A 17,547-nucleotide genomic window follows, 5' to 3' on the forward strand; every position below is an offset into this window, starting at 1 on the left:
TACTTATTCTGCGCGTACGTCTTCCGGTATGGAGTCGGCGTCTTGGACAGACGCAGGCTTTGTATGTGTTCGACGTAACCGCCCCCAAGTACCTGCTTGATAGATGATTCGCAACATAAATAGCCGTTGCTTTGTTGTTGGCAACAAAGCAGCGGCTTATGGGAAACTTACTTTAAACCTTCAATTGCCATGCATGGTCCGGATCGTTATGGAACTTCCATATTCGTCTAGGTCCGGCCATTACGTTCAAATAGTAAACCTCGTAGCCCGGAGGCGCCGAAACCGGATGATACCCCTTCGAAACCAATACGGCTTGTCCGTCCGTAACCGCCATCGTTTCGTCGATCGACCTGTCATCGGTATAAACCCGCTGTATGGCAAAGCCTTGCTCAGGCTGCACGCGGAAATAATAAGTTTCCTCCAACAACGACTCGTCCGGCAACGCGTCCCGATCGTGCTTGTGCGGAGGATAGCTCGACCAATGTCCTTCCGGCGTAAACACCTCGACGACCAGCAAGGAATCCGCGTCTTCACCCTCGGGTAAAATATTGTGGATTTGACGTTCGACATTGCCTTGCCCTCTCGTCTCTACTCCAACCTGGTCCGGGTGAATCAATCTTGCCGCATGGGTTCCCTTGCCCGGGGCGGAACACACCGCGATCTCCGCATCCGTCAATGCCGTGATCTCGTAGCGGTCGTCGTTCGGTACGTATACCGAGAAGGGAGGCGTCTTCTCGAACACGTTCATCCGTTTCCCGATATTGATCCAATCCGCATGACGGGTTCGAATATTCGCTTTGCCGCTTAGCAACACCAGGCATACTTCCTTGTTCTCCGTAAGGCGCTCCGTTTTGTCGCCCGCACGAAGTTGCAACACTTCGAATCCGACGTACGTCCATCCGGCCGATTCCGGCGTGACGGATAAGACGGACCCGCCCTCTCTAGGTTCATTAAGGGGCTTAACGATTAACTTAGACATTGACATCCTCCATTCGCTACCAGCGGGCCGTTACCATTTTCTTGCGCGTATAGAATTCAACGCCGTCGGTACCGTTCGCGTGCAAATCGCCGTAGAACGATTTCTTCCATCCCGAGAACGGGAAGAACGCCATCGGAGCGGGGACTCCCAGATTCACTCCGAGCATGCCGGCATCGATATTCTCGCGGAAATGACGTACGTTGCTCCCGTTCTGGGTAAAAATGCAGGCGCCGTTGGCAAAATCGGATCGATTGGCCAGCTCAATCGCCTCATCCAAGGTGTTCACCCGCGCGACCGACAGTACCGGCGCGAAGATTTCGTCCTTCCATATATTCATTTCGCTCGTGACGCCGTCGAAGATCGTCGGTCCGATGAAGTAACCGTCGCCGCTTGCTGCCGCATCGTCGCGTCCGTCGCGAAGCAGCGTAGCCCCTTCATGTTCGCCCGCTTCGATGTAACCTAGCGCGCGTTCTTTGTGAGGCCCCCGAATGACCGGTCCGAGAAATACGTCCTTGTCCATGCCGTTACCGATCGTCAGGTTATCGGCTGCCGCAACGAGCTTCTCTATGAGCGAATCGGCGACTTCGCCGACGGCTACGACGACCGCGCAAGCCATGCATCTCTCTCCCGCCGATCCGAAAGCGGCGTTCGCGATTTGCTGCACCGTGCCGTCCAGGTCCGCGTCCGGCATGACGATGCTGTGATTTTTGGCGCCTGCAAGCGCTTGGACTCTTTTGCCGTGCGCGGTACCGGTTTTGTACACGTATTCGGCGACGGGCTGGGAGCCGACGAACGAGATCGCTTTAACGTCCGGATGCTCGAGCAACCCGTTCACGACGTCATGGGCGCCATGCACGACGTTCAGCACGCCGTCCGGCAATCCGGCTTCCTTGAAGAGCTCGGCCAAGCGGTTCGCAAGCAACGGCGTGCGCTCGGACGGCTTAAGCACGAACGTATTCCCGCAAGCGATGGCGAGCGGAAACATCCAGCAGGGCACCATCATCGGAAAATTAAACGGCGTAATGCCTCCGACGACGCCGATCGGGTAGCGGAACATGCCGGATTCCACGTTCGTGGCGATGTCCGGAAGCTGCTTCCCCATCATCAGGGACGGAGCGCCGGCGGCGAACTCCACGCATTCGATGCCGCGTTGGACTTCGCCGTATGCTTCGGCGTAATTTTTCCCGTTCTCCAATGTAATGATCTTGGCCAGCTCTTCCCAATTGTCCACGAGCAGCTGCTGGTACTTGAACAACACTCGCGCCCTACGCGGCACGGCCGTGCGGCTCCAGCCCGCGAACGCTTCCTTGGCGGATCGGACGGCTGCGTCCAAGTCTTCTCTCGAAGATAGAGGAACATGGGCAATCGTTTCTCCGGTAGCCGGATCGAATACCGCGTCGGTCTTGCCCGAAGAGGAAGCGACCCATTGGCCGCCGATGAAATTGTTGAGCGCAACGGGAGCGTTGGTGCGAGTCATATCGGTAATTCTCCTCTCGAAATTAAAGTTGCTTGACTGACCTCATAAAGTCCTCTACTTGGTCGAGCTTAGGCATGGCATCCGAACAGCTATGGCTGGAGATGACGATCGATGCGCACGCGCTTCCGAATTCCATGCTTCGGTCGATGGGCCAGCCCTTCATGAGACCGTAAATGAAACCGGCGGCGTAGGAGTCGCCCGCTCCGAAAGTTTTAATGACCTTCGCCGGGAAAATCGAACCCCGGCGCGAACTGCCGTCCTTGCCGTACGCGATCGATCCTTCTTTGCCGTGCTTGACGACGACGATTTCCGCATGGTGGCCGAACCATTGCGCGGCCGTTGCTTCGTCACTCCGTTCAGCGTTGCCGTCGAACTGTTCGAGCATGTCGAACTCTTCGCGGGTTCCGATAATGATGTCGCTCTTCTCCGCCGCCGCGTGGTAATAAATCGCCGTTTCTTGAGGATTGGTCCAAGTGTAAGGCCGGTAATCGATATCGAATACGACTTTCGTGCCGTGTTTGCGCGCATAACGTAGAGCCAGAAGCACCGCTTCCCGGGAGGGACTCTTCGCGAGAGCCGTGCCGGATACGAGAAGCGTCTTGCTGGAGGCGATCAACCCCTCGTTCACTTCTCCGGGCTCGAGCTTCAGATCGGCGACATTATCCCTGTACATCAGGATGCTGCAATCTTCCGGGCTTTTGATTTCGGTAAAAGCCAAGCCGGTGACCGCGCCGGTACGATCCGTTGCGACGCCCTTCGTTTCTATGCCGTTATCCCGCAAGTATCGAAGGATAAATCGTCCCATTTGATCGTCGGCCACTTTGCCAATAAAGGCCGTCTTCATGTCCAAGCGGGACATGCCGATCGCGATATTGGCGGGAGAACCGCCGACGTATTTCGTGAACGTCATCGTCTCTTCCATCGGACGATTGATTTCATTGGCGTTCAGATCGATGCATAGACGTCCGATCGCTACGAGGTCAAGCGGTTTGTCGGCCGCGAATGAAACGCGCTCCATCCCTATCCCAACTTTCTCATCCGTTAGTACGGCCGCGCCGTCCGAATCTTCTTCCTCATCTCCGCATGCGCCTTCAATACCTTATCGTCCGTGGACGCTTCGGGTACGCCGACGTTCCACCAAGAATCGTAGCCGTCGGTGTTCGTCCCGGGAAGGACTTTAATCTCGACGAGCGCGGGACCTTGCTCGGCTTTCGCTTGACGCAACGCAAGTTCCAATTCCTCCGCATTGCGGGCGGTATAGGACGCGGCGCCGAGACTGCGGGCGTGCGCGGCGAAATCGATCGGAATATAGTTGCCGTTCAGTCTACCGGACTCCTTCGAACGGAAACGGAATTCGTTGCCGAAGCCGTCGCTGCCGTGTCCGCGCTGCAAGTTATGAATGCATTGAAAACCGTGATTATCGAATAGCAGTACGGTAAGTTTAACGCCTTCCTGAACGGCGGTTACGAGCTCCGAGTGAAGCATCAGATAGCTGCCGTCGCCCAAGACCGCATACACTTCCCGTTCAGGCTCCGCCAGCGCCACCCCGAACGCGCCGCTGACCTCGTAACCCATGCAGGAGAACCCGTACTCCATATGGTACGTTTTCGGTTCCGTCGTCCTCCATACCCGGTGAAGGTCGCCCGGCAAGCTGCCGGCCGCCGCGACGACGACGTCCCTCGGCCCGATGAAGCCGTTCACGACGCCAAGGGCGCGCGTTTGCGAGAGGCCTTCCTCGCTCTCCATCGCGTACAGGCGATCGACTTCCGCGTCCCACTCCGCTTTAAGTCCCTTCAAGTAACCGTCCGCGTATCCGGAACGGTAACCGATAGCGGATAAGGGCTCGCGGAGGGCGGCGATGGCCTCCCTTGCGTCCGCCGTAACGTATTCCCCCTGCATTTTCACGGAGTCGAACGCACTGACGTTAAGGTTCAGGAAAGCGACGTCCGGGTTACGGAAGGCGGATTTGGAAGCCGTCGTGAAGTCGGAGTACCGCGTACCCACGCCGATGATCAAGTCGGCTTCTGCCGCGATCCGGTTCGCCGTCAGGGTACCGGTCGTGCCGACGCCGCCTACGCCGAGAGGATGATGCCACGGAACGGCGCTTTTGCCGGCTTGCGTCTCGGCTACCGGTATGCCGAAAGCTTCGGCGAACGACAATAATTCCTTGACCGCCTCCGAGTAATGAACGCCTCCGCCGGCGATGATAAGCGGTTTCCGCTTGCTCGAGATCAGATGGACGGCTCGCCGGATGGCTTCCGGCGCCGCCGGACGACGATCCAAGCAATGGATTCTCTTCTCGAAGAATTCCGCCGGATAATCGTAAGCCTCCGCTTGAACGTCTTGCGGCAACGCCAACGTAACGGCGCCGGTATCCGCGGGATCTGTAAGCACGCGCATCGCCTGAAGCAGGGACGACATCAATTGCTCGGGACGGACGATGCGATCCCAGAACTTGCTGACCGATTTGAAAGGATCGTTAGCCGAAATCGAGTAATCGCCGGGAATTTCCAATTGCTGCAGCACGGGATCCGGTTGCCGGGAGGCGAAATTGTCGCCGGGCAGAAGCAGGACCGGTATCCGGTTGACCGTCGCCGTTGCGGCGCCCGTGATCATGTTCAGCGCCCCGGGACCGATCGAAGTCGTGCATGCGAAGATTTGCTTGCGGTTCTTCTGCTTGGCGAAGGCCGTGGCCGCGTGAACCATTCCTTGCTCGTTCTTTCCTTGCAGGAAAACCAGGTTGCCGGATGCCCGCTCGAGCGCTTCTCCGATGCCGGTCACGTTGCCGTGGCCGAATATCCCCATGACTCCCCGGACGAATTTAGTTTCTTCTCCGTCCGCGGAGACGTACTGACTATCCAGAAACTTCAACAGCGCCTGGGCCATTGTCAATCGAATGGTTTTCATGGCGGAAACCTCGGTTTCTTATGATTTGGAAAATTCGAGATTCACGATAAAGGTTTTGATCTCGTACGGCTTCAGTTCGAATGAGGCGTCGGCGTCGAACGCCGAGCCGATCGGCCGCTCCATCAGATCGCATTCCTGAACGGACGCGATTGTAAAATCGCTCCCCAGAACGACCGTCGATCGAACGCCCGCGAATTCATGAACCCGCACGATCAGATGATCGCCGTCCTCCGCCTTTTTCACCGCATCCACCATCACGTTGGAGGAAGAAAGACGGAACGAAGAGAACGAGCCTTTGTCGGGAGAGCCTTCATGGATACTCAGCGGATTGTTCAGCGACCACGCTTCTTGCACCGTGCCTCCCGCATACCAATCTCCTTCATGAGGGAACAAAGCATACACGAATTCATGTTCGCCGATATCCGCGTCCGGATCCGGATTGATGGCCGATTTCAACAACGACAAGCGAAGGACGTTGTCCTTGACGTCGTAGCCGTACTTGCAATCGTTCAGCAGGCTCACGCCGTAGCCGCGTTCCGACAGATCGGCCCATTGGTGCCCGACCGTCTCGAAGCGAGCCCAATCCCAACTTGTATTCCAATGCGTTGGGCGCTTGACGTTACCGAATTGGATATCGTATGTCGCTTCGGTTGAACGGACGTCTACCGGGAATGCGACTTTCAGCAATTGCTGATGCTCCCGCCAATCGATATGCGTGCGGAAATCGATTCTTCTGCTGCCGGCGTATACCGTCATTCTTTGCATGATCTCGGAATTCGCGTATCGCCATTTGAATTCGACTGCGGCAACCAACGTCCCTGATTCCACGAGTTCGGCGGATACCAGCCCGTTAACTTCCCGCATTTTCTCCTGGTAAAAGATATCGATGTCCCATGCTTCGAAGTTAAGCGGTTTGTCTTCGAAGACTTGCAGGACGTTGCCCCGGGCTCCTTGCGCGAGCACGTTCCGGCGATTGTCCAAGTCGTATACGCGAGACAGCTGTCCCGCTTCGTTCCATTCGATTTCGTAATGAGGCGTCTTCAGTATTCGACCTTCCAATCGGAAAGGAACAGCATATTCCGTATCTGTCCGATCTAGCGCCGACCCTGTCTTATACCGAATCGCGGTCCATCCCATCGAAGGCACCTTAGTGGCGGCGACCGTCCACTTGCCGTCGCCATATTGGGACGAAAGAACGTTCCCCGCCGCATCCGTCCAGACGCTTCCGGTTGGTACCCGCTCTCCGGCGAACTCGATCAAGTCGTCGCGTTCCCAAGGCGAGCCGTTTAGAACCGTCAATGCGCCCTCCGCGTCGTTGCCGCCGACGACGGATACAGCTTCGCTCCATGCCTCTCTCGCGATGGACATCGCTTCGGCATACTCTTCGCGGCTATCCTCGTACACTTCCTTGATCGAGGAACCGGGAATGATATCGTGGAATTGGTTGCGAAGAATGATCGTCCAGCCTTGATTCAGCTTCTCTTGAGGATAATCGCCCATATCGGCTCGCAACGCGCCGGCCAACGCGCTTATCCATTCCGTCTCGCGATAGAGAAGCTCCAATTTCCGGTTCATCCGCTTGTTGTAGGCTTGGCTCGTATACGTGCCGCGGTGGTATTCCAAGTACAGTTCCCCGTCCCAGGTATGCACGTAACGATCCGTTGCATCGAACGTTTCATGGAGCCGCCGGAAATAGTCGTCCGCGCGTCCCGTCTTCACGTTCGGCAATCCCGGCATGTTTTCCAGCCGCCGGCGCATTTCGAGCATCTCCCGATTGACGCCTCCTCCTCCGTCTCCGTAACCGTAGGAAAGAAGCAATTCTTGGTTCACTTCTTTTTCCTGGTAGCCTTCCCAAGCTCCCTTGACCGTCTTGGGCGTGACCAGCCCGTTATACGTATAGAAGAAGGAATTGGCATCCTCCCAATCGTCCGGCGTCGTTATGAAATGCGTGAGCACTTCGGATCCATCGATCCCCCGCCATTTGAACGTATCGTGCGGCATTCTATTGAATTGGTTCCAGCTGATTTTGGTGGTCATGAACGTATCGAATCCCGACTTGCGCAAGATTTGCGGCAATGCCCAGCTATAGCCGAACACGTCCGGAAGCCATAAATACGTGCTCTCGACGCCGAATTCCTCGCGCATGAAGCGGGTACCGAATAGAAATTGCCGGACCAGAGATTCGCCCGAAGTCAGATTGCAATCGGCTTCGAGCCACATGCCGCCGCCGATTTCCCAGCGCCCTTCCCTCACGCGCTCGCGGATTTGCTCGTAGATATCCGGATAATCCTGTTTGACATAGGCGTACAACTGAGGCTGCGTCTGCAAGAACACGTAGTCGGGGAAACGCTCCATTAACCGAAGAACGGTAGAGAAAGAACGGGCGCATTTTTCCCGCGTATGCTTCAGTCTCCATAACCATGCGACGTCGATATGGGTATGCCCGACGGTCGTCACGGTCACCGGATGACGTTTCTCGAACCGGTTCAGTTCCCCCAGTAACCTTTCGCGGGCTTCATATACGGACTCCCGGTAGTCATCGGAACCGGGATCGGCCCAATCGATCAGCAGAAACGCGCGATCCAGCGCCTTAACGAGGCCCGCGCGATCGGGATGCGAGGCTTCGAGCGCTTGGATCGTCTCGAGCACGGCGCGGCCCGTATAATAGAAATCGTCGATTTTCTCGTCCAGCCAGCAAACCTCGGCCCGATTCACGGCGTGTTTCATTTCGCGCGGCTTACCGCCGCCATCCAAGCCCGACCACAGCCGAATGTCCATTCTGGCCGCCGTTCCGGCCGCTTCTTCCGGCAGGAACACTTCTTGGTGGTTCGAATCCACGCCTTGGTAAGGAGCTCCGTTCCAATAGAGCAACGACTCGAAGCCGTCGTTGTTTCCTCCGCCCGTCTCTCCGAAGTCGAAGCGTCCGAGTACGGTTTTCCCCGTCCACTCCTTCGGAATCTCAACGATTCGGGATAACCATATATAACGATCGCGGCCTTTCCATGTCTCGCCAGTCTTCAATTCGAAGTCCGGCGAACCGATCGGCGGACGAGCGCCCGTTTCTCCCGCCTCGTCTTCGATCGCGGAGAAGCCTCCCATCGGAATCGCGTCGCGATAACGGGTTTCGCTTAATTCCAGAAGCCTCGCTTCCAGCTTCTTTTCCGTGAACAACATCTTATTCCTCATCCTTTTCGTGGGATATCGACTCAAAGCTCCTTCTCGAGCTTCAATAAATGATCCAAACTGGTTGCCAAGCTATCCATCGGGTTGCCGGGGCAATAGTCCTGTTCCACCGCAAACCATTCCACGCCATTCTCCAGTCCCCACTTCAGAATCGGGGCGAAATCGATCAGTCCGGTACCGATTTCGGCGAAGGTTTGCCGACCGTCGGCCGTCATGTCCTTCAGATGTAGGATCGGCATCCTATTCGCGTAATTCCGGATAAAGGAAAGCGGGTCTTGGCCCGCTTTCAGGACCCAATAGGTATCGATCTCGGCGAAGACTGCGGGATCTTCCAGCAAATATTCGAGCGCGATTTTCCCGTCGATCGAAGTATGAAATTCAAAGTCGTGATTATGGTAACCGGCCCGATAGCCCGTACCGGACACTTTGGCGGCGACCCGGAGTAAATCGTTCCTCACGCTGGCATAACCTTCGGGCGTTTGCAGACCGTCCGGCAACGAATGGCAAATAAAATCCTTCGTATCGAATAGGGCCGCTTCTTCAAGCACGGCGTCGAGATCGTTCTTCATACGCTCCAAGCCTACGTGCATGCCGGCCGCCTTTAGGCCGACTTCCTTCATCACCGCCGCGATCTCCCGCGCGGGGTAGCCATGGAGGCCGTCGATTTGAACGGCGGCCCAGCCCATTTTGCTTAAGTCTCTAAGCACGCTTTCGAAATCCTTTTTCGCTTCGTTCCGAACCGTGTACAATTGAGCCGCTAGTCGATGTCTGATCATTAGCCGACGGCCTCCCTTCGCAGATCTAACCAATCCACTTCCGCAGGAGTCAATTCGAGATTCATCGATCGGATCGAGGAATGGAACTCCTCCGGATTTCGCGGGCCGATAATGGCGCAAGTCGGGAAACGCTGATAGAGGACATAGGACAACGCGATTTGGATCGCTGTCACGCCTTTCTCTTCCGCGAGCTTCGCGGCGCGGCGATGCCTTTCCCAGTTGTCGTCGCTATAATAGACCCTGACCATCTCCTCGTCCGACCGGTCGTCGGGCGTAAAGTTGCCGGAGAAAAATCCTCCCGCCTGCGCGGACCACGCCAACAAAGGCATTTGCGTCTTGGCGTGCCACTCGCAGGCTTGCTCGTCCGCGGAAATCGCGCCTGCCCATCTGGCTTCCAGAGGTTTGGCCAAGCTTAGATTCGGGCTGCTGAAGGAGAAGCCCGTCAAGTTGCGGGCGGCAGCGTAATCGTTCGCTTCCTGGATTCGACGATGGGACCAATTCGAAGCTCCGATCGCGCGGATTTTTTTCGCTTGCAGATGCTCGTTCAGCTCTTCCATGATCGGACCGACGGCAACCGTCGGATCGTCCCGGTGAAGAGCGTATAAATCGACGTAATCCGTTCCCAGCCGCTCAAGGCTTTCCGTCAAGTCTTTCCGAATCGCCTGGGGATTCACGCGGGGACCCGGGCTTCCGTCGTCATGGTGAGCGCCCTTCGTCAAGATGACGAGTCGGTCTCTCAGCTTCGTCTCCGCCAGCCACTGGCCGAGCACTAGTTCCTTGCCGCGATACTGATGCGCGGTATCGAACGCGTTGCCTCCGGCTTGAATGTACGCATCCAACATCTGCCGTTGCGGTTCCTCCAGCTTTCTTAAATCCCCGGTACCCATGAATAGACGGGATATCTTTTTGTCGACGCCTTGAATTCGGATGTATTTCACTAGACAGCGCTCCTTGAAAGATCGTTTATTCATCCTCTTTGAACACGGGAGTTAGGCTTATCTCATACCTGAACTCTTTCTCGTTAAGGCGGTAAGCATCAGCCAGCTCCGGTCCGCAGGAATTCGAACCTACTCCGCTCATTTTGTAATCCAGATGGACGATCGTTTCCTCTCTCTTCTTTGCCGGGAGCTCCCAATCATGCTTCGCTTCCGTCAGATGCTCCGGCGAGAAATGGGACGCGTGAAACGAGAACGGTTCAGGCGAGGAGAAACGAAGGCCCATGCCCAACGCGTTGGAGACGATAGCCCATTCCGTGCCGAATCGGGAGCCGTTCTCCTGCGGCATGATGTAATTCTCGAACATCTCGTCCACCGTCGTCAGGAACACGCCTCGTCTTACGCTTTGGCGTTTGTCGATATAACTCTCGTGAGGGCCGAAGCCGCAGTATTCAACTTCTTTCATTCCCCGAGGCATCGTAAGCCGAAGGCCGAATCGCGGAAGATAAGGGTATGGCAATTCCTTCTGAACCTTAACGTCCACCCGAAGCGTAAGCCCTCCGTCGGGACTGACATGCCACGATGATTCCCCGGTCAGGATCGCCGGCTTGCTGTCGGCTCCCAAGGAGAACCGGCTTATCAGCTCGATGCCCCCGTCTTCGGTCCTCGTCCAATCGCAACCGTAAGTTTTCATCGCGGCGCGATCGTAACCTTCCTCGATCCACTTTCGTTTCGCGTACATATCGTTATCCGTCGGCGCCCGCCATATCGAGAATGCCGAGGGCTCCCCCAGCATGTTCACTCCGTTCCTCGATATCCGGTTCAAGGTTCCGAGCTCCAGGTCGAACGAATGACGGAAATCAGCTCCTTCGATGGTCAGCCAGCGACCCGCTTCCTCGGTTCGAATCGCGGCTGCGGGCTTATCGGCGAAGATTGAGCCTATGTTCGGATTGCCGATTCGCCATTCCGATTGGTCGAACGTGATCTCATGCCCGGCCGGAGCCCAACTCGTCTCCGTTTTTAACCAGCAGGAGAAAGTAAGAACATACGTCCCGGCGCTAGCGTCCATGACGGCGCGCGGCAAAGTCAACATACGCGATTCGTGCGGCTTGATGCCTTCCGCGTCTAGCTGGCCTTGTCGAATCAATCGCCCGTCCCGTTCTATTTTCCAGAACACGCCTACGTGGGAGAGATCGATAAAGTCGTACAGGTTCGTGACCTTGATCCGGCCTGCTTGCCGGTCATATTCTTCGAATCGAACGGGAGCCAGCACCTTCTTCAATTCAAGCAGTCCCGTATGGGGCTTTCGGTCCGGAGTAACTAACCCGTCTATGCAGAAATTGCCGTCGTTCGGCGTATCTCCGAAGTCGCCGCCGTAGGCAAAGCAAATCTTCCCGTCGATCGTTTCCGTTCGGATGCCGTGGTCGCTCCACTCCCACACGCATCCGCCCGCGAGCTTCGGATAACGGTAAAAGACGTCCCAATAATCCTTCAAATCTCCCGGTCCGTTGCCCATGGCATGACTATACTCGCACAAGAACAGAGGCTTTCCTTTGTTCTCGTCTTTCGCGTACGCTTCGATCTCTTGAACCGACGCGTACATCCGGCTTTCCAAGTCCAGGCACTCCGTGTTCGGGTTGCCTTTGTAATGCGGGGCCGCCCCTTCGTAATGGATCGGAATTGACGTATCGCGCGCTCTGATCCATTCGGCCATCGCGATATGGTTCGCCTCGTAACCGGACTCGTTGCCGAGCGACCACATGACGACGCACGGGTGATTTTTGTCCCTCTCTACCATCCTGGCCGCGCGCTCCACGAAAGCCGCCCTCCAGTCCGGATTGCGGGATAACGAATGCGAAGAACCTTCCTGATGTTCGTTGCCGATGCCGTGGCATTCGAGGTCCGCTTCGTCCACGACGTAAAATCCGTACTCGTTGCACAAATCCATGAAACGGGAGTCGTTCGGATAATGGGAAGTACGGATCGTATTCACGTTATGTTGTTTCATCATGACGAGATCTTCGATCATATGGGTTACGGGAATCGTCTGGCCTAGCTCCGGGTGGGAATCATGCCGGTTAACGCCCTTGAGCTTGACGGCGCGGCCATTGATCCGGAATTGTCCGTTCTCGATCGTTACTTGTTTGAATCCGACCGGAAACCGCAGTACCTCTTCCCCTCCGCGAAGATAGAGCTCGTAGAGATAAGGCGTCTCCGCGTTCCAGAGCTTCGGATGTTCCGCCTCGAATCGAAGAACGCCCTTCCCGTCGACGACGGTTTCGGCCGCGGCGACGATATGCCCCTCGGCGTCCTTGAGTTCGGCGGCGACGTTCATGCGCCCCGTCGTCTCGATCTCCGTCGTCAGAACGGCCTTGCGGAATCCATCTTCGAACGATTGCTTATTATACGCGTCCCTCATGCGGATCCGATCCCTGGAAAGCATGTACACGTCGCGGAAAATACCCGAATACCGCCACAAGTCCTGATCTTCCAAATACGAACCCGAACACCATTTCAACACAAGTACGGCCAACCTGTTCGTCCCCGTTCTCAGAAGGGAATCCACGTTAAATTCCGCGGGCATGCGGCTGCCTTGGCTGTAACCGGCGAATTGTCCGTTCACCCACAAGTAGAAACACGAATTGACCCCTTCGAACACGATGAAATTCTCTTTATCTTCCCGACGATCGGCGACATGGAACTCCCGAACGTATAGCCCCGCGGGATTGTCGTTGGGAACGAACGGAGGGTCGTTGGGGAAAGGATAATCGATATTCGTATAATGTAACTGATCGTAACCGTTCGTCTGCCAACAGGAGGGAACGATCAAATCGTCCCATGCGCTTACGTCGGCCGAAGTCTCGTAGAAGGGTTCTTCCACGTCTAGAATGCTTTTATGGTATTGGAATTTCCAAACTCCGTTTAACGTTCGATAGAACGGGGAGCGTCCCCGCTTTCCCGACTTCGCCGCACTTTCGTTCGCGTGGGGGATATAGGATGCCCGCGGTAGTTCCCTGTTCACGTGCGGAACGTTCAAGTTCTCCCAATATCGATTCAAGCGGATCATCGATCGTCCTCCGTTCCAAACTCATTCAACTTTTGTTTAATAGTCCTTTATTCATCGTACGGAAGATCAACTCGGCGAATAGACTGTTCGCCCATGCGAACCAAGGCCGCGTATAGTTCTCGGGTTCGTTCGGGTCGAATCCTTCATGCATGTATCCCGTCCCCGCATCCGTCCCCTGCAGCATATCCAGCACCTCGAGGATTTCGCCGTCTTCCTGCGCCGTTAGCGCCTGCATCGCCAACCCGATCGGCCAAATATAACCGGCGGGCGTATGAGGGCTCCCGATCCCTTTGGAGAATTTCCCCTCGTGATAGTATGGATTGTCTTGGCTCAGCACGAACTTGCGCGTATTCCGGTACGTGGCGTCCTCGAAGGTCGTATACCCCAAGTAGGGTATCGAGAGTAGGCTGGGCACATTGGCGTCGTCCATCAAGTTGCGGTTGCCGAAACCGTCCGTCTCGTACGCATAGATCTTGCCGTAGACGGGGTGAATATAGGTGCCGTAAGTTTGTATGCCGTAATCGATCTCTTCCCGAAGAGCTTCCGCGCGTCGAACGGTTTCGGCATCTCCCCATACGTCGGCGGCTATCTCCCCGATATATCGAAGGACTACGACTGCGAACATATTCGAGGGGATATGATACCCGAACGCGCAAGCGTCGTCGCTCGGCCGAAACCCTGACCAAGTCATTCCCGTGTAATTCACGGGCATCCCCATTCGGTTGTTTCGCAGCGTATCGCTCGGAGGACAATCGATCCGTTCGAACCGGTAGGGCGACTGCTCGGCATGCCTTTGTTCGGTTCTCCACAAGTCCATGATCTTATGAACCGCTGCACGGAAGGAATCGTCGAAGACGCCCGCCTTGCCGGTTTCTTTCCAATACAGATAGGCTAGTTGAATGGGATAGCAAAGCGAATCGATTTCGTATTTTCTTTCCCATACCCAAGGATCGAGTTCGGTTAGATCCACGTCGTAACGGTTATCGTTCGCTTCTTCGTTAAAGGCGTTGGCATAAGGATCGATATGAATATAAGCGATCTGGCGGCGAATCAAGCCTTCCAGCAATCGCTGAAGCTCGACATCTTGGGCGGCAAGCGGCAAGTAATGCCTGACTTGCGCGCTGGAGTCTCTTAACCACATCGCCGGTATGTCTCCGGTAATGACGAACGCCGTTTGATCTTCCAGCAGCTTCGTCGTCGTTTCCAGCGTGTTGGGATAACATTTCAAGAACATGCCCAGCAGTTTCGGATGTCCGGCAAGCGCCGACTCCGCTTCTTTCAGCAATTCCGCTACCGACGCGGGAAGTTTCGTCATCGTTCGCTTCTCCCTTCCCCGCCCGTCATGACTGAACGGGCTGATTCATCTGTCGATGACCGTCTATGAATCGTTCGAGTTGTTCGAAAGTCGGCGTGTTCGTGCTCCCGCCATACGCGCTGACCGAAAGCGCCCCGCAGGCGTTCCCGTATCTCATGCTCGTTTCAACGTTCTTGCCCGACAGGAACCCGAACAAATAACCCGCGTTAAAGGAGTCTCCCGCCCCCGTCGTATCGACCGCTTCGACCGAATAACCCGGAACGCGATAAAGAATTCCGTTCTTTACCGCAATGGCCCCGTTTTTGCCCAATTTGACGACGACATGGCCGCCGTAATCGCTCATATATTTCAGACTCTCTTCTACGTTTTCCATGCCGGTATAGTGAAAGCACTCGGTCTCGTTCATCAAGAATACGTCGACGTATGGCATTAATTCGAATACGCCACGGTCCCATTCGCCGGAATCGTCCCATCCCACGTCGCAGGACAACGTGACTCCGTTGTCCTTAAGCGTCTTGACCAGATTTAAGTAAGGATCGTGGTTGCGTTTCCCTTTGTACCCGGTCAAATGCACATGGGCGCCTTGAGAGATTTGACCGATATCCAAGTTATCGAACCGAAGTTCCATGTTGGATCCCCAATAAGTAATAAAGGATCGATCCGAGCCCGGGTTAAAAGCAATCGAGATGCCCGTATTGTGCTCTCGGCTCGTCCGCACCATTCTGGTATCGATACCATATTCGGCAAAACGATCCCGAATATATCGGCCATGGCTATCGTCTCCCAAAACGCCGTTAAATGCGACCCGAGTGCCCAGTTTTGCGAGAGAAATCGCGAATAACGCGGCTCCTCCGCCAACGTGCATCGCAATATTGTCGACAAGAACCTCTTGGCCGGGCTCGGGAACTTGACTTTGCCCGGGCACGACAAGATCGATATTGGCATCGCCTATGACTACGGCATCGAAAATTTTCAAATTGCTCTCCCTCTTCCGGCTTCAATGATGTTAACGCTCGTTGTTGACGTATTTCTTGCAGCTATCGCGAACGACTAGCTCATGCTTCAGAATGACGTCGTCTTTATACGCTGCTCTCTTGCCCGATATGATCTCGAGAAGCTTATCCACCGTTACTTTCCCCATCTCCAAGATCGGTTGCTCCATGGAGGTCAATCGCGGACGAACCTGCTCCGTCAATTGGCTTCCGTCGAATCCGATAACGGATATATCGTCCGGAACCTTTAACCCGTGATCGTGAATACAGTTCATCGCGCCTACCGCCATATCGTCGCTCACCGCGAACACCGCCGTCGGACGGGAAGGACAAGCCAAGATTTCCTTCATCGTCTCGTACCCGCTGCGGGTTTTGTAATCGCCGAATCGGACGTGATCTTCGATTGGCTCGATTCCAAAGTCGGACAAGGCATGAATATAACCGAAATAGCGATTCTGACCCGACGTGACGTCGTTCATGTCGCCCCCGATAAATCCGATGCGCGGATGGCCGAGATCGATCAAATGTCTCGTGGCGTCGTAGGCGGCCGTATAATCGTCGATGATGACGGAAATAAAGGGCTGATCGGCCGGTTTAACGCTCGAAAAGATGATGGGTATTCCCAACTTGCTTATCAATTCGCGAATTTCTTCGTTTATTTTTTCATGCATGACGATAATGCCGTCCACGCGCATTTCTTTGAACACGTTCAAATATTTCAGCTCTTTATCCGTATCCTCGATGATATTGCAAACCAGCAGATTATAGTCGTTCAAGCTTGCGGTTTTCTCGATCGTGCTTAGAATCGTGGAATAGAAACTCGAAGTCACGTCGGGTACGATGACTCCGATGAGATTCGTTTTCTTGCGGACGAGGCTTCTCGCGATATGGCTTGGCGAGTATCCGAGATCGTCTATCGCCTTTTGTACCCTGGCTTTCAGATCGTCCTTCACGTACTTCTCTCCGTTGAGCACCCTCGAGACCGTCGTAACGGAAACTCCCGCATGCTTGGCGACATCTTTAATCTTCGGCGCCATCATCGTCACCCTGCTTTCGTCTTCGCTAAACGTTTAATTTCTAGATTACCTTAACTTTTTACCGCCCCTTCCATAATTCCCGCGATAAATTGTCGGCTTACCATCAGGAAGAAAGCGATCACCGGAAGGGTAGCAAGCAGCGTACCGGTCATGACCATCGAATAATCTCCGGTATGAACCGATTTTAATTGTTGTAACGTTAACATTAAAGTAAATTTTGACGTGTCCGTCAATACGATCAACGGCCACAAGTAATCTTCCCATACGCCCATGAACGTGGAGATGGCCAGGAACGCGAGCGCCGGCCGCAGAATCGGCAACGCGATTCGCCAATACAGCCCGAACTTGGTGCACCCGTCGATGCGTCCCGCTTCAAGCAAATCGTCATGAATCGCCAACGCGTATTGCCTGATCCAGAAAATCCCGAACGCGGTTGCCATTCCCGGAACGATCAAGGCTTTGTAGCTTCCGAGCCATCCGAGTTCTTTAATGATAATGAATTGCGGCACGAGAAGCATTTGCGCCGGAATCATCATCGTAGCCATCATCAGATAGAAGAGCGCTTTGGAGCCGGGGAATTTGAATTTCGAGAACGTGAATCCCGTCAACGAATTGAAAAACAATTGAAGCAGGCAGCTGGCGATCGCGATAAAGAGCGTATTGAACAGTGCGCGATAAAAGTCGATGCTATCCATGACGTTTCGGTAATTCTCCAAGAAGTAGTCCCCGAGCGTCAATTTCGGAGGAAACGCAAAGATCGCGCTCGTTTCATTCGTCGACATGACCACGAGCCAATAAAACGGGAATATCGAGAAGATAACGCCGATTAACAAAAAAGCATGCACGAATATCTTTTTTGCCGTCATGATTTATGCTCCT

At 55.0% G+C, this 17,547-nt stretch carries 12 protein-coding genes; all 12 read right to left on the bottom strand.

Annotation, left to right across the window (positions count from 1 at the left end; translation table 11 throughout):
• Positions 1 to 172: 172 nt before the first annotated feature.
• The 12 genes from iolB to ACFPPD_RS07280 are packed head-to-tail and all read right to left on the bottom strand — an operon-like array spanning position 173 to position 17,534.
• Entirely contained in the window at positions 173 to 979 is an 807-nt protein-coding gene (iolB, locus tag ACFPPD_RS07225; RefSeq protein WP_209750037.1) for a 5-deoxy-glucuronate isomerase, read from the bottom strand.
• Between the two features lie 16 nt (positions 980 to 995).
• Entirely contained in the window at positions 996 to 2,456 is a 1,461-nt protein-coding gene (locus ACFPPD_RS07230) for a CoA-acylating methylmalonate-semialdehyde dehydrogenase (RefSeq protein WP_209750036.1), read from the bottom strand.
• 22 nt (positions 2,457 to 2,478) lie between these two features.
• On the bottom strand, positions 2,479 to 3,474 hold the full coding sequence (iolC, locus tag ACFPPD_RS07235; RefSeq protein ID WP_209750035.1) for a 5-dehydro-2-deoxygluconokinase: 996 nt from the start codon (positions 3,472 to 3,474) through the stop codon (positions 2,479 to 2,481).
• Between the two features lie 23 nt (positions 3,475 to 3,497).
• On the bottom strand, positions 3,498 to 5,363 hold the full coding sequence (gene iolD / locus ACFPPD_RS07240) for a 3D-(3,5/4)-trihydroxycyclohexane-1,2-dione acylhydrolase (decyclizing) (protein ID WP_209750034.1): 1,866 nt from the start codon (positions 5,361 to 5,363) through the stop codon (positions 3,498 to 3,500).
• Between the two features lie 18 nt (positions 5,364 to 5,381).
• Entirely contained in the window at positions 5,382 to 8,537 is a 3,156-nt protein-coding gene (locus tag ACFPPD_RS07245; protein WP_209750033.1) for an alpha-mannosidase, read from the bottom strand.
• A 32-nt stretch (positions 8,538 to 8,569) separates the two neighbouring features.
• The gene (locus ACFPPD_RS07250; RefSeq protein ID WP_378081676.1) at positions 8,570 to 9,322 is read right to left on the bottom strand and encodes a sugar phosphate isomerase/epimerase family protein; all 753 of its coding nucleotides are present in this window, start codon (positions 9,320 to 9,322) and stop codon (positions 8,570 to 8,572) included.
• Positions 9,322 to 10,260 (bottom strand): aldo/keto reductase, encoded by a 939-nt coding sequence (locus ACFPPD_RS07255; protein ID WP_209750032.1) that lies wholly within the window; start codon positions 10,258 to 10,260, stop codon positions 9,322 to 9,324. Before ACFPPD_RS07255 ends, ACFPPD_RS07250 begins: the two co-directional genes overlap by 1 nt.
• 25 nt (positions 10,261 to 10,285) lie before the next feature.
• The gene (locus ACFPPD_RS07260) at positions 10,286 to 13,324 is read right to left on the bottom strand and encodes a glycoside hydrolase family 2 TIM barrel-domain containing protein (RefSeq protein ID WP_209750031.1); all 3,039 of its coding nucleotides are present in this window, start codon (positions 13,322 to 13,324) and stop codon (positions 10,286 to 10,288) included.
• 25 nt (positions 13,325 to 13,349) lie between these two features.
• The gene (locus ACFPPD_RS07265) at positions 13,350 to 14,639 is read right to left on the bottom strand and encodes a glycoside hydrolase family 125 protein (RefSeq protein WP_209750030.1); all 1,290 of its coding nucleotides are present in this window, start codon (positions 14,637 to 14,639) and stop codon (positions 13,350 to 13,352) included.
• Positions 14,640 to 14,664: 25 nt separating this feature from the next.
• Positions 14,665 to 15,615 carry a carbohydrate kinase family protein gene (locus tag ACFPPD_RS07270; protein WP_209750029.1) on the bottom strand — a complete coding sequence of 317 codons (951 nt, stop codon included), beginning with the start codon at positions 15,613 to 15,615 and terminating at the stop codon, positions 14,665 to 14,667.
• A 30-nt stretch (positions 15,616 to 15,645) separates the two neighbouring features.
• Positions 15,646 to 16,668 carry a LacI family DNA-binding transcriptional regulator gene (locus ACFPPD_RS07275; RefSeq protein WP_209750028.1) on the bottom strand — a complete coding sequence of 341 codons (1,023 nt, stop codon included), beginning with the start codon at positions 16,666 to 16,668 and terminating at the stop codon, positions 15,646 to 15,648.
• A 50-nt stretch (positions 16,669 to 16,718) separates the two neighbouring features.
• Positions 16,719 to 17,534 (bottom strand): carbohydrate ABC transporter permease, encoded by an 816-nt coding sequence (locus ACFPPD_RS07280; protein ID WP_209750027.1) that lies wholly within the window; start codon positions 17,532 to 17,534, stop codon positions 16,719 to 16,721.
• Positions 17,535 to 17,547 lie beyond the last annotated feature (13 nt).

Source organism: Cohnella suwonensis, from assembly GCF_042655365.1.
GTDB classification, from domain to species: domain Bacteria; phylum Bacillota; class Bacilli; order Paenibacillales; family Paenibacillaceae; genus Cohnella; species Cohnella suwonensis.